General features: G+C 55.5%; 21 protein-coding genes and 1 other RNA gene. 1 reads left to right on the top strand and 21 read right to left on the bottom strand.

The window, feature by feature from the left end:
* The first annotated feature begins 177 nt into the window (after positions 1-177).
* Positions 178-378, top strand: coding sequence for a hypothetical protein (locus H616_RS0100445; RefSeq protein ID WP_027965587.1), 201 nt, complete (start codon positions 178-180; stop codon positions 376-378).
* A gap of 94 nt (positions 379-472) precedes the next feature.
* On the opposite strand, the gene H616_RS0100440 is transcribed toward H616_RS0100445, so the two are convergent.
* The 21 genes from H616_RS0100440 to ssrA form a co-directional block, all read right to left on the bottom strand.
* On the bottom strand, positions 473-1,738 hold the full coding sequence (locus H616_RS0100440; RefSeq protein WP_027965586.1) for a dicarboxylate/amino acid:cation symporter: 1,266 nt from the start codon (positions 1,736-1,738) through the stop codon (positions 473-475).
* Between the two features lie 81 nt (positions 1,739-1,819).
* Positions 1,820-2,152 (bottom strand): hypothetical protein, encoded by a 333-nt coding sequence (locus H616_RS0100435; RefSeq protein ID WP_027965585.1) that lies wholly within the window; start codon positions 2,150-2,152, stop codon positions 1,820-1,822.
* Between the two features lie 161 nt (positions 2,153-2,313).
* The gene (gene typA, locus H616_RS0100430) at positions 2,314-4,143 is read right to left on the bottom strand and encodes a translational GTPase TypA (protein WP_027965584.1); all 1,830 of its coding nucleotides are present in this window, start codon (positions 4,141-4,143) and stop codon (positions 2,314-2,316) included.
* Between the two features lie 456 nt (positions 4,144-4,599).
* The gene (locus H616_RS0100425) at positions 4,600-7,812 is read right to left on the bottom strand and encodes an autotransporter domain-containing protein (RefSeq protein ID WP_084155621.1); all 3,213 of its coding nucleotides are present in this window, start codon (positions 7,810-7,812) and stop codon (positions 4,600-4,602) included.
* A 160-nt stretch (positions 7,813-7,972) separates the two neighbouring features.
* Positions 7,973-8,869 (bottom strand): LysR substrate-binding domain-containing protein, encoded by an 897-nt coding sequence (locus H616_RS0100420; RefSeq protein ID WP_205619047.1) that lies wholly within the window; start codon positions 8,867-8,869, stop codon positions 7,973-7,975.
* 26 nt (positions 8,870-8,895) lie between these two features.
* Positions 8,896-9,573, bottom strand: a complete 678-nt coding sequence (locus H616_RS0100415) for an HAD family hydrolase (protein WP_027965581.1) — start codon at positions 9,571-9,573, stop codon at positions 8,896-8,898.
* An 851-nt stretch (positions 9,574-10,424) separates the two neighbouring features.
* Positions 10,425-11,795, bottom strand: coding sequence for a phage terminase large subunit (locus tag H616_RS0100410; RefSeq protein ID WP_027965580.1), 1,371 nt, complete (start codon positions 11,793-11,795; stop codon positions 10,425-10,427).
* Positions 11,782-12,186, bottom strand: coding sequence for a hypothetical protein (locus H616_RS13885; RefSeq protein ID WP_051233849.1), 405 nt, complete (start codon positions 12,184-12,186; stop codon positions 11,782-11,784). Before H616_RS13885 ends, H616_RS0100410 begins: the two co-directional genes overlap by 14 nt.
* A gap of 40 nt (positions 12,187-12,226) precedes the next feature.
* Positions 12,227-13,216, bottom strand: coding sequence for a hypothetical protein (locus H616_RS0100400; protein WP_027965579.1), 990 nt, complete (start codon positions 13,214-13,216; stop codon positions 12,227-12,229).
* Between the two features lie 154 nt (positions 13,217-13,370).
* Positions 13,371-13,949 (bottom strand): hypothetical protein, encoded by a 579-nt coding sequence (locus tag H616_RS0100395; protein ID WP_027965578.1) that lies wholly within the window; start codon positions 13,947-13,949, stop codon positions 13,371-13,373.
* A complete protein-coding gene (locus H616_RS0100390) occupies positions 13,942-14,322 on the bottom strand; it encodes a hypothetical protein (RefSeq protein WP_027965577.1) in 381 nt (126 codons plus the stop codon). The genes H616_RS0100395 and H616_RS0100390 overlap by 8 nt, the downstream gene beginning before the upstream one ends.
* Positions 14,322-15,827, bottom strand: coding sequence for a YfjI family protein (locus H616_RS13880; RefSeq protein ID WP_051233847.1), 1,506 nt, complete (start codon positions 15,825-15,827; stop codon positions 14,322-14,324). Before H616_RS13880 ends, H616_RS0100390 begins: the two co-directional genes overlap by 1 nt.
* Positions 15,820-16,326, bottom strand: coding sequence for a CHC2 zinc finger domain-containing protein (locus H616_RS0100380; RefSeq protein WP_051233846.1), 507 nt, complete (start codon positions 16,324-16,326; stop codon positions 15,820-15,822). Before H616_RS0100380 ends, H616_RS13880 begins: the two co-directional genes overlap by 8 nt.
* Entirely contained in the window at positions 16,311-16,538 is a 228-nt protein-coding gene (locus H616_RS0100375; RefSeq protein WP_027965575.1) for a hypothetical protein, read from the bottom strand. Before H616_RS0100375 ends, H616_RS0100380 begins: the two co-directional genes overlap by 16 nt.
* Entirely contained in the window at positions 16,535-16,711 is a 177-nt protein-coding gene (locus H616_RS15500; protein ID WP_156906399.1) for a hypothetical protein, read from the bottom strand. The genes H616_RS0100375 and H616_RS15500 overlap by 4 nt, the downstream gene beginning before the upstream one ends.
* On the bottom strand, positions 16,708-16,956 hold the full coding sequence (locus tag H616_RS0100365; protein ID WP_027965574.1) for a hypothetical protein: 249 nt from the start codon (positions 16,954-16,956) through the stop codon (positions 16,708-16,710). The genes H616_RS15500 and H616_RS0100365 overlap by 4 nt, the downstream gene beginning before the upstream one ends.
* On the bottom strand, positions 16,953-17,447 hold the full coding sequence (locus H616_RS15495) for a hypothetical protein (protein WP_035572219.1): 495 nt from the start codon (positions 17,445-17,447) through the stop codon (positions 16,953-16,955). Before H616_RS15495 ends, H616_RS0100365 begins: the two co-directional genes overlap by 4 nt.
* The gene (locus H616_RS0100355; RefSeq protein ID WP_027965573.1) at positions 17,447-17,671 is read right to left on the bottom strand and encodes a helix-turn-helix transcriptional regulator; all 225 of its coding nucleotides are present in this window, start codon (positions 17,669-17,671) and stop codon (positions 17,447-17,449) included. The genes H616_RS15495 and H616_RS0100355 overlap by 1 nt, the downstream gene beginning before the upstream one ends.
* 89 nt (positions 17,672-17,760) lie before the next feature.
* Positions 17,761-18,324: a hypothetical protein gene (locus H616_RS0100350; RefSeq protein ID WP_027965572.1), complete on the bottom strand. Its 564-nt coding sequence runs from the start codon at positions 18,322-18,324 to the stop codon at positions 17,761-17,763.
* Positions 18,321-19,547 carry a tyrosine-type recombinase/integrase gene (locus H616_RS0100345; RefSeq protein ID WP_027965571.1) on the bottom strand — a complete coding sequence of 409 codons (1,227 nt, stop codon included), beginning with the start codon at positions 19,545-19,547 and terminating at the stop codon, positions 18,321-18,323. Before H616_RS0100345 ends, H616_RS0100350 begins: the two co-directional genes overlap by 4 nt.
* Positions 19,548-19,712: 165 nt before the next feature.
* Positions 19,713-20,092: a transfer-messenger RNA gene (ssrA, locus tag H616_RS15325) on the bottom strand.
* Between the last annotated feature and the right edge of the window lie 69 nt (positions 20,093-20,161).

Raw genomic sequence — 20,161 nt, 5'->3', positions numbered from 1 at the left:
TGAGCATTTGTGTTGCTCGCTCGGTGAAATAAGTCTGCATGCTCTTGGTATTCGTCGGCCATTGTCGAGGGCCAGCACAGGTAACGCGTGTTTGCCTCTGACTTGGTGGCGCCGCACCACGCGAGTGAAAGGCGCTTTTTTCAAAGCGAAAGCTGGCCAAGTTCAGGTTAGGCGAGAATGATATTTTCTCGCGTGTTCGACAGTGCAAGTAAAGCTATCGCAGAGCATGCTGGTGGCGGGAAGTTGGCGTGGATTTGTGCTGTGCAATATCGCCTCGCCAGCTTCGACGCCACCGCTAATAGTGTGGCGGGCTGTGATGACAATCACATGACAGTGCTGCCCCGCGCCTCGAGAATTGGCGCTTGGCGTCGTCGGTAGTGCGTTAGGGGCAGGCCATAGAAGGATGGGGTTCGCGCTGGGCAGAGTCTGTTCAGGTAATGAAATAGCGCCGTTATCCGGCGCTATTTTTGGTTTAGTTGGTCTGTTTGACGTTCTTGGTGTTGTAGATGTTTTCGTCCAGTTCACCTTCGCTCTTGCCAACCAGCACCGTTACCATCAGGTCGCCAGCAACGTTGACGCTGGTGCGAGCCATGTCAAGAATCCGGTCAACACCCGCGACAACAGCGAGAGCTTCCAGCGGTAAGCCTATCTGGGTTAGCACAATGGAGAGCATGATGAGGCCTGCACCTGGCACGCCAGCAGTACCAATGGAGGCTAGGGTGCCTGTCAGAATAATCATTCCGTAGTCCATCATGCTGAGTTCAAAGCCGATCAGCTGAGCGATGAAAACCGCAACGACACCCTGATAGATGGCAGTTCCGTCCATGTTTATGGTGGCGCCTACTGGGAGGACAAAACCTGATACGCCTTCAGAGACGCCAAGGTTTCTTTGAGCGCAACGCAGTGAAACAGGCAGGGTGCCTGAAGAGGAGGCGGTTGAATACGCCACAATTAATGCATTCAAACTGCCCTGTAGGTAGCGCACGGGATTAAGGCGGCCCAGTGTTGCTAGTAAACCTGAATACACCACCAGCACCTGTACCACGCTGGCTAAGTAGGCCACGCCAATTACCTTGGCTAGAGGTAGCAGAACTTCAAGCCCGTAGTTACCGGCTACGAAGGCGATCAGGCCGAATACACCAAACGGCGCAAACGCCATGACGATGCTGGTGAGCTTGTACATGGCTTCGGCAAAGCTTTCGAACACGCGCACGACGGGTTCGCCCTTTTCGCCAATTAGCATCAGTGAAACGCCTAGCCCGATGGCAAACACGATGATTTGTAGAATATTGCCGCTAGCCAAGGCATCAATGGGGTTTTGTGGTACCAGGTCGACGATAATCTGCACCAGGCTTGGAGCCTGCTGGGCCTCAACGGCGGAGTCAAAGGTTAGGTTGAGTCCTACGCCGGGCTTGAAGATGAGTGATGCGAGCAGGCCAATAGCAATGGCAAAGGCTGTAGTGATTAGGTACAGGGCAATGGTGCGCGCTCCAATGCGACCCATTTTTTGTGGGTCGCGCATAGCCGTGATGCCGACAACCAGCGTTGAGAAGACAAGTGGCACGATCAGCATTTTGATGGCGCTGATAAAAATATCGCCAAGTGGCTTGAACATACTGGCTTTCTCGCCCATCAGCGCACCAGCTAAGACGCCAAGCAGCAAGCCCAGTAAAATTTTCTGCCATAGCGGAAGGCGTCGCCAAAAGTTGACGTTAGTGTTGTTGGGCGATTCGCTCATGATGGGCTCCTCTTTAATGGGTTATTGTTGGCTGATTTCGAGAGTACATTAGGCTTAGAGGTTTGCTTGCTGTCAGCCTTGTTAGTCGTCTAGCGGCGCGTTATCGGCCTTTTCGGAAGGGGGTGTTTCCATGGCGCGTTTATCATCTGGCAGGCGGACGATGTCGCCAAGTTTCAGGTCATTGATGCTGGAAACTCGCTCGCCGGTGCTCGGTGTGATGATGGCTGCGATATCGCCGATGCTGGTGTCATCAATGTAGGCTTCTACTTTGATTCGAACGACATGGCCCGCATAGCGTGCCGATAACACACTGCCGGGCGCGGGCTCGCGATAGTCGTCTGGGTGGTCTTTGAAAAATGCCAGAACGCTATGCGGGCCGGGGTCATCCCAGTTCACATGTTTGTGCCGATTCATGAGTCGACCTCCTGGATTGAATAAGTTGAAGCGGACGTTGTGCTGTTTGACGCTACAAACACAATGCCATGTGTCTTGACGCGAGGCCAGTAACGCAACGAGCCCGGCCACATAAGGTGGGCGGGCTCGCAGGTTCGTTTGCGCAGAGCTAAGCGAATAGCTTACTTTTTGCTGGCGCGCTTACGCTCGTTTTCCGTCAGATGCTTTTTGCGCAGGCGGAGGAAGTTCGGTGTGACTTCTACCAGCTCATCGCTGTCGATGAATTCGATAGCCTGCTCCAGAGTGAACTTCACCGGCGGGGTCAATACGATGTTTTCATCATTGCCCGAGGCGCGCATGTTATCGAGCTTTTTGGCCTTGGTGGGGTTAACCACCAGGTCGTTGTCACGGCTGTGAATACCGATCAGCATTCCTTCGTAGACTTCGGTGCCGTGCTCGACAATCAGTTTGCCACGCTCCTGCAGGGTGAACAGTGCATAAGCCAGCGCCTTTCCTGTCACCATGGAGACCATAACACCGTTGCGCCGCTCAACAGAGGCATCCGGCTTGATGGGGCCATAATGGTCGAAGCGGCTGGTGAGTATGCCGGTGCCTGAGGTCAGGGTCATGAAGTGGCCACGGAAGCCAATCAGGCCACGAGCAGGAATGATGAAGTCTAGGCGCATCCGCCCTTTGCCATCGGGAAGCATATTGGTCAGCTCGGCCTTACGATAGCCCAGCTCTTCCATGATTGAGCCTTGATGCTGCTCTTCACAGTCAATAATGACTTCTTCGTAAGGCTCCTGCTTGACGCCATCAACCACGCGCTCAATAACTTCAGGGCGGCCAACAGCCAGCTCGAAGCCTTCGCGGCGCATGGTTTCGATCAGCACCGAGAGGTGCAGCTCGCCGCGTCCAGACACGCTGAATTTCTCTGGGCTGTCGCCCTGCACAACACGTAGTGCCACGTTATGGATCAGCTCTTGATTAAGCCGTTCCATGATATTGCGGCTGGTGACGTACTTGCCGTCTTTACCAGCAAATGGTGAGTCGTTGACCTGGAAGGTCATTGACACGGTAGGCTCATCAACAGTGAGTGGCGGCAGTGCTTCAACATGGCTTACATCGCACAGCGTGTCGGAAATGGCCAACTCGTCGATGCCGGTAATGCAGATGATGTCACCTGCCGTGGCCTCATTGGTCTGAACACGCTCTAAGCCAAGGTGGGTCATTACTTGGCCGATCTTGCCGCGACGCTCTTTGCCTTCCTTGGTGACAACGACAACCTGCTGGTTTGGCTTAACGGAACCACGGCTAACGCGCCCTAGTCCGATAACGCCAACATAGCTGTTGTAGTCGAGTGCTGAGATCTGCATTTGGAAGGGGCTTTCCAGCTCGACCTTGGGTGGCTCAACAATATCGACAATCGCCTTGAACATCGGGTCCATGTTGTCAGCCAGCTCGTCGGGATCCATACCGGCAATGCCGTTGAGGGCTGAGCAGTAGATGATCGGGAAGTCGAGTTGCTCGTCAGACGCACCGAGGTTGTCAAACAGATCGAAGATTTGATCAATCACCCAGTCTGGGCGTGCACCGGGGCGGTCGATTTTGTTGACCACAACAATCGGCCGGAGGCCTTGATCGAAGGCTTTCTGGGTAACAAAGCGGGTTTGTGGCATGGGGCCATCTACCGCATCGACCAAGAGCAGTACGGAATCGACCATTGAGAGTACGCGCTCGACCTCGCCACCGAAGTCAGCGTGCCCAGGAGTATCAACAATATTGATGTGATATTGGGTGTCGGTCTCGGCATGTTCCCAGCGGATCGCCGTATTCTTGGCCAGGATAGTAATGCCGCGTTCCCGCTCCTGATCGTTGGAGTCCATGACGCGCTCCTGAGCTTCTGCTTTACGGTCCAGGGTGCCGGACTGTTGAAGAAGCTTGTCAACCAGGGTGGTCTTCCCATGGTCAACGTGAGCGATAATAGCAATATTACGGAGATTCTCGATCACGAAAGGATCCTGCTGGTAAAATCGGGCAAGCATTATAAAGGCAAGGCAGCAACCGCTACCAGTGTTTCGCGTTTACTTAATGCTGGCGAGTCAAGTGTAAGGAGCAGCTGTGTGCCGCATGAAACAACAAAATCACCCTTAGGCGATTGATTCATTGACTTATTTTCTGGGGCGGCGGCGTAATAAAAAATGAACTAAATTCATGACGGTAAAACATTTAATAAATTATATATTTGCATATATTTTCGAAAGGTTTAAGTCAGAAGGCGTCGTGTGATTCGGAGTGTTTATCAGGTATAGGGTTGCCTGTCAATAAAAAGCAATTAGAGACATGCTGAGTATTTAGCCTCGCCTGGGGTCGTCTAATGCTGGAGCAGGCATGCCCCCGTCGCTTTTCACTTCTTTCAGCCTATTCATCAACGCAAGAAGGAAGGAGACGGGCGGGGGCATGTTAACTCAAAAACTCACTTTTAGGGTGGCGTTGACGCCATGGTCATCCACTCCCTTTCCTAGGCGGCCACGATATCCTAGGTTTACTGAGGCGTGTGAGGCAACGCCGACTTCCAGAGACGCCCCTAGTTCGGCGGTATTTTCTGCCAGCGGAACTCCCGATACGGTAAATTGGTCACCGCCACCGAAGGCTAGGTTTTCCTCGGCAACGTCACTGTCGAGAGCGTGTAGCCAAGCGGCATCGGCGCGCAGAACTGCCGAGTGATCCGTTATTGTGAAGGGTAGCGCTAGGCGGGCCCCTAGGCTGGAGAAGGTTGCGTCGAGATCCTGTGCCTCGCCTTTCAACGCCGCGCTGCCACCTTTTTCTTGGAACCCCTCGTGAGAGACCCGCACCTGCGAGAGGCCTGCGAAGGGCTCAAGCTGCACTTTGCCAAGTGACAATGCGTAGCGGGCTTCACTGAAGACCTGGGTCGTCTCACCGTCATACTCTGCTGTTAGCGTTTCATCGACGCCTGGGAAGGTGACGTTACGCTTGGTATCGATCGAACTGCGTGAGTAACTTGCCCCCAGGCTTAGGTCGAAACCGCCCAGCTGTGCGCCGCCGTAAATACCGAGGTGATAGCTGTCGGCATCCGCGCTGCCCAGCATGCCGTCGCCGTTATAGTCGCTGGAGCCGTAGCCGGCGAGAGCGCCCAGTCGGCCTGCGTCGCCCACTCTACCATCGGCGCCGATTAGGAAGCCCTGAGTGTCACGCGCAAGGTCACGCCCTTCCCCGGCATCGCTACTGCCCCAGTTGCCGACCCCTTGCCACCAGGCAGTTACACCGCTCTCACCGGCAGTCAGAATGCGCTGGTCTTCGCTGTTGCCGGCTAAGCGCGAGGTAACGGCTTGACGGAGCAGGTGACTTTCGTCGGTTAACGCGCCCTGTAGGCCCGCATGTAGTTCGCCGCTGAGCTGACCGAAGGCCGCATCGGCGGTTTCGCTATCCAGCGTGACCACCTTATCGTAGAGCCCGTTACCCATGGCTAGGCTCTCTACGCCGTGAGCCGATGCCTGGCGGTTAGGTGAGAGTGCGACCTGCGCGAAGGCGGTATCGTTACGCTCCATGCGCAGTGTTACATCATGCTTACCATAGCGCAGGCTCGGATCCAGAAACGCCAGGCTTGAGCTGACGGCATCAAACTCGCCGCTCACGTTTTTCTGTGCCGTCAACAGACGGTAGTCGGTGGCTGGGGCGTAGTTGCCGTTCGCTGCCAGTGCCAGTACCGACCCGCCATCGATTCGTATCTCGCCGGTAGCCGCTGTGCGATCGGAATTCCCTGCGGCATCCACATCGGCCTGGTAGATTGCCCCTTCCTCGAACCTGAGGTCGCCTTCCACATGTAGCGTACCGATGGAGCGCCCTGGTGACAGCGTGCCGCCCGATGCAATAGTGAGATCACCAACCTGACCGTTACCTCCTAGAATGCCTCCTTCTGCGACTCGAGTGTGCGACGAGGCAGCGATGGAGCCATTTACGGCCAGTAAGCCCTCGTTGATGAGTGTTTCTCCGGTATAGGTATTGTTGCCTTCCAGCACCAAGGTTCCTTGGCCGCGCTTTTCGAATGCTCCACCGCCCGATATTTTGCGCTTTAGTGTCACCTGATGCTGTGCGTCGGCCACTTTAATGAAGCCGCCTTGCTCTCCCTCCAGCGTCACCTCACGATCTAGCGTCATCATTCCATTACCGGCGATATGTAGGCCACCATCGTTCAAGCGTAGTGCGGCATCGCTGTTTCCTAGAGCGGCATCTTCATCTACCACCAGAGTGCCGCCGTCGGTAATTAGCGTTTCGCTGATGAAGCTGTGGTCGTCGATGCAGTAGTCGGCAATCGCCTGCTGGAAGCGGGGGTCGCTGCTGCCACAGTCCAGACGAGTGCGCTTCTCTTCCAGCGTCAGGTCGGTCAGGATCGGGTTGCCCCACTCGTCGGCAATCTGCCCTAGGTAGATATCGTCGCGCTGATTATTGCGGGTCAGATAAAAGATACCGTCGTTGTCATCGAAGATGGGGGCTCCTTTGCCCCAGATGAGCCGGGTCTTGCTGCTCCCCTCGAACTCGAAACGCTCGATCTCTGGACCCACCCATTTGACGTTATGGGCCAGCGGCGCATGGTCTGATAGGGGGACGCCGTTGTTGGCGACGTCGGTATCATCCAGTACGCCGAGGTAGCGGTCGTTGGGATCACCGGCCAGCGCGAACCACTTGCCGAAGGGCCGGGAGACCATGAAGTGGTCGATGCGAGTAAAGTCCCAGCTGGTCCATTTGTTTTCAGTCTGTTCGGACTCCGACGGCCAAGTCGCGCTGCCATCGCCCGGCTTATGGGGCCGCCAAGGTTCACGCTCGGCGTCGCTCTGCAGCAGCATGAACTCTTTTTTCAGGATGTTGACCGTCCTCGGAGTGTTTCCCGCGATGGGGAATGTCTCGGGCGAGAAGAGGCCGTCGGGAATGATATCGTCGTCGATCGGCTGCCCGCGATGACTTTCGATGAAGGCATCCAGCGCCTGTTGATCGTTGGCGTACTGGGACAGCAGCTCATAATAGAAACCGTTGTTGTTGCGAAGATAGCTTCTCAGCAGCAGTTTCTGCTGATCCACCGAGTGGAGACCACGCTCGGACACGTCGCCGGCGTTGAAGTCGCCAGTCAGAATGATGGGCTGATCGACATCGCGCTTCCACTTATTGATGCTGCGCGCTTCCCGTACCCGGATGCTGTCGTTGTCATAGTAGTTAAAGTGAACGGTACCGACTGTGACGTCCGGCGCTCCGTCCTCAGCGTCAAGCGCTATGTAGCCCACAGAGCCGTCTTCAACATACTGTCCATGCTCACCCTCTAGGCGAGACATGACGCCGAGGTCTTCTACCTGGCTCGTGGTGTAGTCTCCCAGGCCGGCTTCCTTCAACAGGCCGGGAAACTGGTTAAGGTAGGTGCCATTTTGACGGGCTTCCTGAAAGGTGAGCACGTCATAATCACCCTTGATGAGGAACTCCGACAGCAGGGATGGATCATGAGAAAACCGGTCCACCCACGTATTCAGGGACAGGATTCGAAGCTCTCCGTCCGGCGTATCGGCAAGCGCTTGTCCGGCCAGGAAGAGTGGAAGAGCGGCAAGGCATCCCAGTGAAGCTCTTCTCAAGGATGTTTTGCCATCACGTACATGTTGGTACGAACCCGCCTTCATTTGTCTCACCTCATCGATGTCATGGAAAAGTCGCCACCATCATCGACGAGGTGAATGAAGGAAATGGTGTCTCGCTACGAGAAACGCCTTATGCCAAGCACAAGAAAAACTTAATCGTGAGCGATGGGGGGAGCGGCCTCTGCCTTGCGGTGCTTGACGGTTAGCACTGCTCCTGCAGCCACGCGCAAAACCAAGAGACTTTTCCGGACCGCGTTAATCGAGTAATCAAGTAGTGACCGGACTCGGAGGGCATCTGCCCTTCGATTGCCGGAACTAGGGCGCCGCTCTCGAGCAATTCTCTGGCCGCGAGAGAGCGAACCAGTAGTATCCCGATGCCCTGGCGCGCGGCCTGTAAGCCATGCAGCGAGCTATTGATTTCCAGTACTAGGCGAGGCGAGGACTGAGGGAAGCCGTGGTACGAGAGCCATGTCATCCAGCTGTCCTGGTAGCCCTTGACCTGGATTGCGGGAAGTACCGCCAGCTCTCCCGCTGCCAGCGCTTCTCGGTGTCGTTCTCGAAAATCGGGCGAGCAAACCATCAGCCACTGCTCATGAAAGAGCTTTTCGCACTGTGTCTCCTGGGAGCGGCATACGCCATTGGTGATTTCAATGTCGACGTCCCGGCAGGGGTCTTGAGATGGCCAATCCACGACTGAGATGTCCAGGCGGATGAAAGGGTGCCGGTGCAGGAAGTCCGCCAGTCTCGGCAAGAGCCAGCAGTGCGCTAGGGTATGATTCACCCTTAGCGTCAGCACTTCGGGCTTGTCGTTGCCAAACAAGGCTTGGGTCTGGTGGCGTAGGTGGCCTAGGCAGCCCGCCACGACGGGTTGGTATTGCTGAGCCGCTTTCGTTGGCACTAAGCCCCTACCGCCGCGCTTGAAAAGAGGTTGTCCTAGAAAATGTTCTAGGCCCTTCAGCTGCTGGCTCACCGCTGCCTGGCTCACTCCAAGCGCGCGTGCGGCAGACATCACGCTACCGTGCTGCGCCAGCGCCTCGAAGGCAACGAGGGCCTTGAAGCTGGGGAGCATATCTTCCCCATGCCTTTGCTTCGATATCATGTCTTTTTCCGCGTTGCTCCTTGGCATTATGCAGGTGTTTGGGCGGAAGCGCGCCAGTCAAGTCGCGGCCATTCTTCGGTCTGTGCCACTTCGGCGAGGACTGGATCTGGGTTCACGGCCACCGCTTGGTCCGCCCGGATAAGCAGGGGCAGGTCATTGTGGGAATCGGAGTAGAAGCTGATGTGCTTGGCTGGCTGCGACTGCTTCGCTAACCACGCATGCAAGCGGGTGACTTTACCACCGCGATAGGAAAGCTCGCCGACGGTGCCGCCAGTATAGCGTCCGGCGTCCACGACAGGGTCCACGGCGATTACCTCCGGTATGCCAAGGGCCGCTGCCACTGGCGCTACGAGGTGGCGTGAAGAGGCGGAGACAATCATTACTCGATCGCCGCGAGTGTGATGCTCGGCCACGCGAACGCGTCCTTGGGGAAATAAACGAGGTTCGATACGCGCTGTCACGAAGGTTTCTACCTCGCGTTGCACGTCTTCCTCGCGACGCCCAATGAGCGGCGAGAGAGTTAGTGCCAGGTAATTACTCAACAGCAGGTGCCCAGCATGATAGGCGGCTTGCATCTCTTGGGTGCGCATCAAAAAGTCTTGCGGCGTGTCGATCCAGCCACGCTCGATCATCCAGGTATTCCACAGCTCGCTACAGTCGCCGTCCAGTAAGGTATCGTCGAGATCGAACAGGGCGAGACGCATGGCATCCTCCAAGGCGTGGATTTGAGTAAGCCGTGTAGCATGCCTCGGTTTTGTGACAGGGCCGTGACGCCTCTGATGTGCAGGATGATGTCTTACTGCCACCGGAGAGCTTGTTGCTCGGATCGCCTATGGGGGGATAGGGTGTGGCTCGGGGGGGGGAAACAAGAAAGGAGCCCTGAGGCCCCTGTTCATGTGGTTTCTGGAGTGTGATGGAGTACTCTGAAACCCTTATTTGGTGGGGCGGCGTCGTTTGAACTGATCTATTAAGTATTTGTTATGTAATGTATTTATAGACTATCTGTCAGTTAGGCATACACCAGGGCATACACGGTGCTGGCTGCTAGGGCGCTTTCAACGGTGATTTGGTGGAGAAAGGGGGAATCGAATAGCAGAATTTCCCGCTCCTTTTTTAAGCTGGGGGAAGCGCGGGAAAGCTAGTACTACGAAACTTTCGTAATACCCGGCATTGGGGGGATTAGATGGAATAACCTCCTCACATTAGGACAGAGTGTCTTTAAGCGACTCTGTTAGCGCCTGGGCAATCGGCTAGGTTCCAAGCCCATTAGCGTTGTGCAATTCTGCATATCGCCGGGAACGCCAATTTGGCCGCCCGGGGGTGGTCAGCGTGACCGCGGCTTGAAGTGACTCAGGCTCACAATTAAAAGATGGGAATCCTCACCTTTTCTCGGTTTCAAACCGCAAAATTCACTGCCTCGGTTTCAAATAAAAAGCCCCAGCGTTAGCCAGGGCTTGAAGCGCCTACCACCGTCACTACTACTCGGAACGTTGACGCGCAGGCTGTCGGGGTTTTCTCATGCCTGGGGCACTCTCCGACTAATCCCCGTTTGCTACTATCGAAAGCCAGGTATTCGCACCATCCTCGCCCGTTGCGGTTCGCGTCTCAAACAGCCATAACGCACAGCGTCGGCGGCGTGATCCGGCCCCGTGGTTTCCATGTCCTCTATGCGTTTTTGGTCGCGGGCGAGGTAAGGCACGGTATCCCAGAAATACTCACAATGCCGGGCGATATACAGGCCGGGGCGGTCGGGCTTGCCAGCATCCCCCAGTAGGCGGCGCATGATGTTCCACCCGGTGATACGGTCAGCCTTCTTCGCAGGGTGAAAGGCAACGCCAGCTTTCTGGAATTCATCGGCAATGCTGCCGGCCCCTGATCCTGTCTTGGCAAAAATCGCATCGTCGGCCACGCCTTCGGGTTTCACGTCCCAATGCTGGCACCACTTGACGATCTCCTCACCAAGCACGGGCACTGTCCAGCCTAGTCCCCGGTCTGGGTTCTCACGTCTGGCGGTGTGCATTTCATCCACCAGCACAATAGAGCCACGCGGGTAGAAGCGATCATCAGGCCCAAAGCCACCCGGTGATACAGCACAGATATACGTCACGCTGGGGGCGCTGCTTCCGAAGTCGTGGGTAAGGTATACCGTCCAATCGTCGGGGATTTCCTGCCAGGTGGGTACGGCGTTGCGGCTCTCCTCCAACACAGACGCGAAGTAGGCGCCACGGTTAACGGCCCAATCTCCCTCTACCCATGCCCTCAATAGTTCAGGATCATCAGGGCACGCGCTTTCTAGCTGGTCGCGGTATTGCTCGCGGTCTATCAGGTGGTTGCCTTGGAAGGTGGAAGGGCAGTACAGCCATTGGCGCTTGCTCTTTTCCTCGTAAAACGGCTTCCAGGGCTCAGCCTGAAACACATAGCGGCGGGCGATCCAATGATGGCCAGGGCCACCAGGGTTAGCAGCCACCACCACGCGGATAGGCATGTCTTTAGGGCCACGCAAGTTGGAGCGCATCAGGTCGAGAAGGTCAGGGGTTGGGTACTGTCCCGCTTCATCAATAATCAGCAGCGTGAAGCTACGGCCTTGGTACTTGGCATAATCGCTTTGGGTTTCTAGCTGGCCAAGCTCTAAATACCCCCCGTTGGGGAATTTCCAAACATGCTCGCCTTGGTTATACCGGGCGCTGGTGCCGTACACCATGCCAAACAGCGTGCGGGTTATCAGCTCGAAGTCAGCTAGCCCCTTATAGGTCTTGCGAAGGTAGAGGATGCGGGCCTGATCCCCGTACATTTCAACGTGACGTAAGCACAGTAGGGCCAAGCCGTAAGACTTACCACCACCACGGCCACCGCCTAAAAACAGGTCTAGCTCTTCAGGGGCGGCAAGGGTTCGCTGTTGAAAGTCGTTAAGCTCAATCGCTTCCACGCACCACCTCCCCATCTATTGTGCGGCTGAAGTCTTCCAGTGATTGCGGCCCCGGTAGCTGGAAGGTCACGCTTACACGGTTGGCCAATTCGCCTTGGTCGCCTTCACGGTAGCCATGACGGCACTTCAGCAGGAAGATAGCGGCTGTTACGTTGCCGCCTTCGGCTTGATCCATTAGGGCGCTTCTTAGCTTGGTATGCTCAATCTCTCGCCCTTCATCGAGCGCGTTTTGTAGCTCGGGGTGATTTTCCCGCCATGCTTGGAATAAAGCGGTGCTGATACCTAGCCCACGGGCCATGGCTTTGAGTGACAAGCCCCGCTGACTCATATCAAGAATTTTCTTTTCGGTGCCCTTGGGGGGCTTCTTTTGGGTTCCGGCGCACTTCGCCATATCTTGCCTCCTAAATGGCCCCCGTAGGGGCCAAGGTCGGTTACTCAGCGCGGGCGATAAGGAAGACCAGGGGTACGGCCTTACGCTCTACCACGCGGCTCCAATTGGCGGGAAGGGCTAGCTCGGAAAGGCTGGGGGATTCGTCGGCAACGGTATCTTCCACCCACGTAAAGCCAGCAGGGTGCATACCCATGTTCATGCGGCTGTGCAGGATTTGTTGACCGCCACCACGACCAGCAGACGGTAGATTTTCAACTTCCGTACCATCAGCAATGCTCGGCTCAGCAGCGCCATAGCCCACGGCACCAGCACCAAACAGCGCGCAGGTGTAAGCGCCTTCGTTTACTGGTAAGCCGTCATCAACTACGGTCGCCAAGCCTCGGAAGGTGGCAATCGTTCCGCCTTGGGAATCGGGGATAAACTCAATCAGGTCATTCTTGAGGGCGCGGCGGTAAATGTCGCTGTGCATGGCGATAGAGACTAGGCTGCTCATCGAGTCACCAAGGGTGCCAGTGGCATCAATCACCGCTTCAGCACCAAACACACCAGTAGCACCGGTCTCGGCGCTAATATCCAACACCATATCACCCTCAAAGTTGGCGATATTGTCGGCCATGATGCCGCGCAAAGACGCCACCAAGCGCTTTTGAAGCTGTCGATCCCAGTAGGCCACCACACGGCTCTGAATCTTCGCTAGGGCGTCATCCCCGGCGATTTCAGACGCTAGGTTCATGGCAGACCAGCTTTGGTGTAGATAGCTTTTTCGCACCATCTGCTTACCGCTGCCAATCTTCTTGGGGGTGGAGTGAATATCCGGGTCATCGTTAACAATGTTGGCTTCATCGTCTTCCAGGTCACGCCAGAAAGGCACGGTGAAGCTATGGGAGCCTGCTTTAAGCTGCTCGGCAATCACATTGTTTCGGACTGCAACACCAGCACGCACCAGGGCGGTTTTTTGCATGGTTTCTTGCAGCGTGTAGCCAGTAAAAACGGCGGGTTCAATAATATCGGTTAGGCGTACAGTAGCCATGGAATCACCATAAAATATGGGTTAAGTGATTCTCACAGACCATTAGTCTTGGAGGGTGCCCCATCAGGGCTAAGTTACTAACGCTAAGCGGTTAGTGGGCTTTGCCCCATTAGGGCGAGAAGGGCAGCCCCATTAGGGCCACCCGTTTACTATATCACCGCATACCAAAGGTTGGCACGTTATCCGATCCTTCTTTCGGCTTGTCAGCAGCAGGAGCGGGGCGGGAATAATGACGGCCATCATTACCAAGCGCGCCACCGCCTTTAGGCTTGGGAAGGAAAAAATCCAGTTCCGCTAAGCTGTGATCCTGAATAACGTCACGAATATCATTGAACGTTAGCTCTCGCGGCTCCTCGCGGTTGCCGTATTTGCCTTGCTGCACCGTTTTATAAACGGGATTGCCGTCTTTGTCGTGGATCCAGAAACGGCCCTCGTATTCATCCTGAATAATGCTGAAGTGCTTCTCAAACGACTCTCTGAAGATAGAGCCAGCGCCGCTGACTTCCTTAAACACAGCATTAACCGGGGCGTCGAAGGTAAAGGCGCGAAGCTCTGATTTAAGGCTCTGGTTTTCGGCCTCTAGGGCTTCCAGGCGTTCAGAGTATTCACCGCTACCCTGTTGGGCCTTTTTTACTTTACCCAATAGCTCGGCATTTTTGGCTTTCACCTTTTCCAGTTCGGCGGTAAGGCTTTCGTTATCGGCTTGCAGTTGCTCAATGGTCACTTCAGACATGCTCGGCACCTCTCTTTAGGCGTGTAATGATTAGGTTAGCGGCGCGGCGGCCAGCGTTATCGCGTTTGTGGTACGTGGGTTCATCGTCGGCAGCGGCGCGCCACTCTTCTACATAGCGCTCAGCCAAGCGTTGCTGCATTCGTGGGTGAAGGCGTAGAAGGCCAGTGGCCACATGGCGGTAATCTTCCGGCACCAGTGGGCAGCGTTCAGCGATCCATTCCAGCCAATCGGTAGACGTTACCGGGTGGTTATCTTCGTTTTTTTCTGAAAAAGGCCCATCTACCTCCCCCCCTAAAGCCCCTAAAGGGCTTTTAGGTGGTTTACGGGGGGTGTCACTATCCCCTTTTTCTATTTTTTCAAGCCAGCGTCCCATTACTCGCCCTCCTGATTCGGCACGTACTCCGAATGCCAATAGAAGTCGATGCGTGGTCTTCCGGTTGTCGGCACCTCCATTTCAGTCAGATAGCCATGTTCAACAAGTACATCTAATGCCCCTTGCACGGCCTCGGTCGTGTCCAACCCTTGCCAGCCGCGTTGCTGTACCTGCTTCACCTTGAACGGGTGAGGCAGCTTCTGGCGGCGCTTCAAAATCAACTTGGCACCTTGGATGCCACTGTTGGTGGCTGCGCTATACAAACGTTCGGCATGAGTGCGCAGGAAGTCGGCCCACTCAAGGGCTCTTGCGGTAGAGGTCTTGCCCACGCTGCCTTGCTCCCCATCTATCACGGCGAACAGCAGCGCCAAGCTACCCACCGTCTTGGGCATCTTTAGCAAGTGTTCAGCCATTAGTGGGGAAATGTTGCCGGAACGGCACTCGACGTTGATCTCTGTCATCCACTCAATGAACAACGCCTGGGCGTCGGCAGTGAAGCGCCACGCGGGCGGGGTTCCATCATCATCAACACCTAGCTCCAGCGAGTGCAGGCGGTAAAAGACCTGGGAAAAACGCTCTTTGGCTTTAGGGTCAGGTTTGCGGTCGATCCACTTCCAAGAAGACTTGCCGTCTGGCCAAACAGCCAGTTGGAAACGCTGTATCAAACCATCGTTAACTGTCCCCTTAGCGCCTCGCACGATAGGCGCTAGCTTGCTTGGCTGAATGCCGCCAATGATGTTTAAGGCGCACCGTTCAATAGCCACCGTTCCCCGGCCAATGCGGTCATAAGTGAATCGTGAATCACCATTGAAACACTCTAGGTAGAAGGCGCGTTCAGCGGCGTTCTCTTCTTGCTGAAGTTTTGCCAGCAGGCCCGCCAGTTCATCCCGTAAGATGGTTAAGTGGTGATCAAACTGGTTCATCAGTTCGCCCGCTTTTTCCACTGTTGCATCATTCAGAATGTAGCGCTCAGCAGGCCCGGGGGACTCAGGCTCCTTGATACTCCCCAAGGTCTCTTTGGCTGCATCCATTTCGCCTTTGGCGGCCTGATCCTTAGCCTTTTTCTTAACCGCTGCTTTAGCGATCTCGAACAGCTCAATCTCTTCCTTGTAAGCCTTAACGCCCTTTTCGTGCTCTCTCCTTGCTTCCGCTTCAATGGCGTCAATAGCAAAGCGCATTGCCTTGATTGCCGGGGTTTTCATTGCTGAAGGGTCGCCCACCAGCACCGCCCACAGCACAATGACAATTTCCCAGTCATCATGCTGCTTCGGGCGCATACGCACTTTATGGCCTACCAAGCCAGCTAACAGGGCTAGCGCCGATACTGCACAGTATTCCGGCGGGCACTGGATACGTTGGGCAACGTCGAGCACATAGTCGCGCAGCTCTTCCGGCAACATTTCCGGTTGAAAGCTCGGCACTTCGGGGAGGCTTTGCGGTAACGCCCTCGGGGGCGTCACCTTATCGACTTGCTGGTCTAGCCAGTTTTCAGCCGCGTTAAACATGAGCGCCCACCTCCTTTGCGGCAGCCCTCAGACGGCCAGCAGCCACCGCCAAGCGGTTGCGGTCGTCATCAGATAACAGCGTCCCGCTATGCACAGCCTCAGCCGCTAACAGCGCAATCAGGGCTTCACGCGCTACCGCTGCCAATACGTCACGGGGAACCCAACGCTCCCCAGGGCGCTTGCTAGTGGTGTATGCGTCGTTATCACGCTCAGGAAACAGGTCTTTAAGCTCCAGGCCGATAGCGGCTAGCACGTCCCCCGTTGGGCATCCTGCGAAGCACTTCATCAGGATGGTGCCGTCTGAGGTTTCACGCACCGCCAGACTAGGCGAGCGGTCTTGGTGTGCCGGGCAGCACGCCAGCCAACGCCCCGGCCCGTTTTCTTTCACCTTGTCGAGTCGATCCAAGATGGCGTAAACGTCCGGGCGGGTGCTATTATTGGCTTGAACAGTACTTTTATGCGCTCGGCTTCGGTCGGGCGTTTTTATTGCGCTCTGCATAGCCCCTCCTCGCTCAACCAAGCGGCACGTTCGTCCAATACCTCAGCGGTTAGGCGTAAGGTTTCAATCAGGGCTTCCCGGCGAATACCGTCAATGCTTGGATCTATTAGAAGCTCGGCCACGCCATCAAGAATGGTCGCGCACCGGGTCATATGCCGGGCGTCACCAGAAAGGGCAGCGCGGGCTAGGTAGTTTTGGTCGGTAGGAGTCATAGGCCAGTCTCCTTGCTAAATGCCTGGGCTTCGCGCTGCATCTCCTCGAACTCAAGGTGATTGACTAAACCGCTAGCAAGCGCCTGCTCGGCTGTTAAGAAGCGATCCGGGTTAGTGAACTGGAAGCGAATGGTTCGGGTGCGTAGGTCGCAGTTAATGGCTATGGGCATCATTGGGCCACCTCCTGAGAATCCAGGTAGGCAACAGCACCAGCCAGTGCGCCCTCTACAGTTTGGGCGCCGATTCCTTGCGGTGAATCAGCATCAAACCACACCTCTACTGGGGGGCTGCCGGTCGCATCGTTAATTATGCAGCAGGCATCACGACGGCCAGTTTGGCGCACAGCATCACGCCAATCGGTGGCTTCAATGACGGTTTCTTGACCAGTGCGGGCGAAGGTGATTTTGAATAGGCTCATTGGCTCACCTCCGCGTTTTCAGCGCGTAAGGTGTCGTAAGCCTGCATCAGACGGCTGCGACGAATGTGGGCTTGCTCGGCCTCTAGGGCGCGGGCTTTTTCGATGTGGTGGTTGTACTTGCGGAGACGGGTTTTAGCGCTGCTATCAGCAAATAAGGCGGCTTTAGCCATTGCTCGATGGGCGGCTGCTTTTTCGGCGGGATTTCGGGTAGGGAATAGCTTCATCGGTGTGACTCCTATTTGATTGGAGTCGCCACGATCCTTCTCACGGGATTGGGTGGCGACCATACGCGGGGTGAGAAACCGGTCAAATAGGAAACCGGCCAAGCCGAAGCCTGCCCACGCACAGCCGCCATAACTGACGGGCAATAAAAAAGCGCCGTCAATGGGGGCGCTAGTGCGCCTATTTGAACTCGGGTTCTCACGCCCGGCTGACGATTTTGCGCCAGCCCTTGAAGCATATAACGGCATTGGTAAGCGTTGCAAGGTCATTATGCTGCACCTCGCTCGGCCAGCTTGGCCTCTAGCCAGGCGTTAACCTCAGCAATGGGGAAGTAACAAGTTGCTTGCTGGCTATCGCTGAACTTTAGCGGGCGGGGAAAGCTGGGATCATTCTTCAGCAGCTTGTCGATGCCGCTACGGGTCATATCCATAGCGCGGCATAGGTTGGGCTTGGTGATTAACTTTTGGTCTTGAGGTAGTGCTTCGATATTCATGGGAACGCCTCTGTATGAGTGACGTTCACTAAGCTATGCCTCTAGCTTCAGTAAGTGAGGGGAGAAAAATAAATTCAATTTCTCCCTTGTTAATCGCGCCGATTCCCAATTAGTTCATCCGGGGCGTCAGGAAACAAATGCATTACTGCATCCCATCGTTCTTTGTGTTCTGGTTCATAACTGTCTAGGTATGCGAAGAACTGCTTTTCTCTCTCTGGCCTAATTTGCTCGGTGTAACACTTGGCCAAGTAAGACGCTTTATAGGTTTTTGCTCCAAACCCCTCGTACTTTTGGTGTACGTACATGGCCGCTTTGCTAGCAGCGGCATCAATGCCCATTCTCTTTTTATAAACAAGATTCATCATTAGCTTGAATGCCGCGTCTAAAACTACTGAGTTTTTAACTACCTTTCGCCCACCCCCACGTCCTGTATCGTCCAGACGCTTGAGTGCTGCTTTCGCTACCTCACTTTGAATGGTTGGAGTTACCGGAAGACCCGCCTCTTTGAGTGCTGCTATTGCTGCGTCGATATAAAAAGCGTTCCCGGTCTTTTCCCACTCGCTCACGTATGCAGCAATAATACTGGCTTGCCCCGGCCATTTTTGGACTTTATACAACTCCCAGTAAACAGCTTCCCAAGCGCCCTTGCTCATGCCCGCTTCATCTCCACCACGTTGCCGCGCTGCAAGTTATCCAGGTGATCGGCGTACCACTGCATCATTACGCGGCGCTGTTCGATGTATTGCGCTTTGTTGTAGACACCTGCCACACCGTCTTTAACGTGTGATAGCTGGGCCTCTATATGGTCAGCGTTATAGCCGTGTTCATTCAGGATCGTGCTAGCGATATGCCGGAAACCGTGCCCGGTCTGGCGTCCCTCATAGCCAAGGCGGCGTAGTGCCATGATGAATACCGTGTTGGAGCGTGGCGCTGTCTTGTCGCTGCGGCCCGGGAATAGAAGGGGTTGGTACCCGGTCAGTTGGTGGAGGTTCTGAAGGGCTTCAATGGCCTGCTTAGGCAGCGGAACAGTATGCTCACGGCGGCGCTTCATCCGTTCGGCGGGGATCGTCCACAATGCTTTGTCTAGGTCGAACTCTTCCCAGCGGGCTTCCCTTAGCTCTGAAGGGCGGGCAGCGAGGCGTGATAGCAGGATCAGGCCAAGGCGTACATCTTCAGCATGGGGATAAGAGCCAATGGCGCGAAGTAGGGCGGGCAGTTCGTCTTGGCTAACGTGGGAATAGTTGGCCGCTCGGCGGGTGGTCAGGTGCTTATGCAGGCTCTCCAATGGGTTGTACTGGATGCGCCCACTCACTAGCGCCAGGTCGTACACTTCCCGGCAGATAGCGCGTATGCGGCTGGTTTGCTCAACGATGCCTGTCTTTTCCAGGCTGCGCAGGAACTCTAGCCACTCCATCGGCGTTATGTCGGTGAAAGGGCGCTTGCCGAACTTTGGGAACACATGCTTTTGCAGTGCGCCAATTACGCGGGTAGCTGTGCCGTCTGTCCAATTCTGTCGCTTGTTGGTGTGCCACTCTCGCGCCAGCGCTTCAAAGGTGCTGTTGGCAGCTTCTAGGGTTGCGGCTTCTCTTGTACGCTTAGAAACGATGGGATTCTCTCCCTTCGCTGCGTCTGCCCTAAGTTGGTCGGCTTTCTCACGGGCTAAGCTGCCGCTAGTCTCTGGATATCCGCCAAGGCCAATCCACGACCACTTGCCGTCTGGCTTCTTATAGCGCAGTTCCCAAGACTTGGAGCCGTTGGGCCTCACCCTGAAGTAAAGGCCGCTGCCGTCCAGTTCCCTGTATGCCTTGGCCTCTGGTTCCAGTGTGGCCAGCACGGTATCAGCCAAGGGGCGTCGTTTAATCTGGGAGCGTTTCATCTTGTATGCCTTTGGTTCAACATATCGTAAAGCATACACACAGGCATACACGGTGCGCAATGCTGTACGGGGTTATGTGAAAGCATACAGACACAAAAAAACCCGCTCGGGGCGGGCTTTTCAGCGTCATTCAGACCTATATGGAAGCATCTGAATTTAGGTAGGTGGTGGAGGCGGCGGGAATTGAACCCGCGTCCGCCAATACTCGCCCATCGGCTCTACATGCTTAGGTCCGTCATTTAATTTAACGTCTTGGGCTCCGACGGGCAGGATCCCTTGACGCGATTCCTCTAAAGTTTAGCGATTGACACGAGGACAGGGCCAACCGCGATCCCATCATTCTGAGCTCATATCCCTTTGGCAATGAATGGGCACATTGCCGCCGGGCCGGACTAGAAGCTAGCGGCTATTAAGCTGCCAGCGCGCCCTGAGCGTAGTTGTCGTCGTTTGCGACTATTCAATTGTGATGTGGGATTTACGAGATACATCACGCTCTCGGCATGCACCTAAGGGGTTGTCATCAGCGTCGAAACCATGTCGCCCCCAAATACGCGGTCACTATAGCAGGTAAAGCGTGGTGTTGTCAGCCAGGTGTTTCACCCATTTGACAGAGG

Origin of the sequence: Halomonas halocynthiae DSM 14573, from assembly GCF_000425725.1 — a bacterium.
Classification (GTDB): Bacteria; Pseudomonadota; Gammaproteobacteria; order Pseudomonadales; family Halomonadaceae; genus Halomonas; species Halomonas halocynthiae.
Note: the sequence above shows the minus strand (reverse complement) of the source record. Positions and strands in the feature narration are given on the sequence as shown.

What these genes read in the sequence shown, in the direction of transcription:
- H616_RS0100420 (WP_205619047.1), bottom strand. Translation starts at nt 8,869, where the DNA reads ATGATATCGAAGCAAAGGCATGGGGAAGATATGCTCCCCAGCTTCAAG.
- H616_RS13885 (WP_051233849.1), bottom strand. Translation starts at nt 12,186, where the DNA reads ATGGCGAAGTGCGCCGGAACCCAAAAGAAGCCCCCCAAGGGCACCGAA.
- H616_RS0100380 (WP_051233846.1), bottom strand. Translation starts at nt 16,326, where the DNA reads ATGCAGAGCGCAATAAAAACGCCCGACCGAAGCCGAGCGCATAAAAGT.
- H616_RS15500 (WP_156906399.1), bottom strand. Translation starts at nt 16,711, where the DNA reads ATGATGCCCATAGCCATTAACTGCGACCTACGCACCCGAACCATTCGC.
- H616_RS0100350 (WP_027965572.1), bottom strand. Translation starts at nt 18,324, where the DNA reads ATGAGCAAGGGCGCTTGGGAAGCTGTTTACTGGGAGTTGTATAAAGTC.
- H616_RS0100390 (WP_027965577.1), bottom strand. Translation starts at nt 14,322, where the DNA reads ATGGGACGCTGGCTTGAAAAAATAGAAAAAGGGGATAGTGACACCCCC.
- H616_RS0100355 (WP_027965573.1), bottom strand. Translation starts at nt 17,671, where the DNA reads ATGAATATCGAAGCACTACCTCAAGACCAAAAGTTAATCACCAAGCCC.
- H616_RS0100375 (WP_027965575.1), bottom strand. Translation starts at nt 16,538, where the DNA reads ATGACTCCTACCGACCAAAACTACCTAGCCCGCGCTGCCCTTTCTGGT.
- H616_RS0100440 (WP_027965586.1), bottom strand. Translation starts at nt 1,738, where the DNA reads ATGAGCGAATCGCCCAACAACACTAACGTCAACTTTTGGCGACGCCTT.
- H616_RS0100345 (WP_027965571.1), bottom strand. Translation starts at nt 19,547, where the DNA reads ATGAAACGCTCCCAGATTAAACGACGCCCCTTGGCTGATACCGTGCTG.
- H616_RS0100395 (WP_027965578.1), bottom strand. Translation starts at nt 13,949, where the DNA reads ATGTCTGAAGTGACCATTGAGCAACTGCAAGCCGATAACGAAAGCCTT.
- H616_RS0100365 (WP_027965574.1), bottom strand. Translation starts at nt 16,956, where the DNA reads ATGAGCCTATTCAAAATCACCTTCGCCCGCACTGGTCAAGAAACCGTC.
- H616_RS0100400 (WP_027965579.1), bottom strand. Translation starts at nt 13,216, where the DNA reads ATGGCTACTGTACGCCTAACCGATATTATTGAACCCGCCGTTTTTACT.
- H616_RS0100445 (WP_027965587.1), top strand. Translation starts at nt 178, where the DNA reads ATGATATTTTCTCGCGTGTTCGACAGTGCAAGTAAAGCTATCGCAGAG.
- H616_RS0100435 (WP_027965585.1), bottom strand. Translation starts at nt 2,152, where the DNA reads ATGAATCGGCACAAACATGTGAACTGGGATGACCCCGGCCCGCATAGC.
- H616_RS0100415 (WP_027965581.1), bottom strand. Translation starts at nt 9,573, where the DNA reads ATGCGTCTCGCCCTGTTCGATCTCGACGATACCTTACTGGACGGCGAC.
- H616_RS13880 (WP_051233847.1), bottom strand. Translation starts at nt 15,827, where the DNA reads ATGTTTAACGCGGCTGAAAACTGGCTAGACCAGCAAGTCGATAAGGTG.
- H616_RS0100425 (WP_084155621.1), bottom strand. Translation starts at nt 7,812, where the DNA reads ATGAAGGCGGGTTCGTACCAACATGTACGTGATGGCAAAACATCCTTG.
- H616_RS15495 (WP_035572219.1), bottom strand. Translation starts at nt 17,447, where the DNA reads ATGACCTTGCAACGCTTACCAATGCCGTTATATGCTTCAAGGGCTGGC.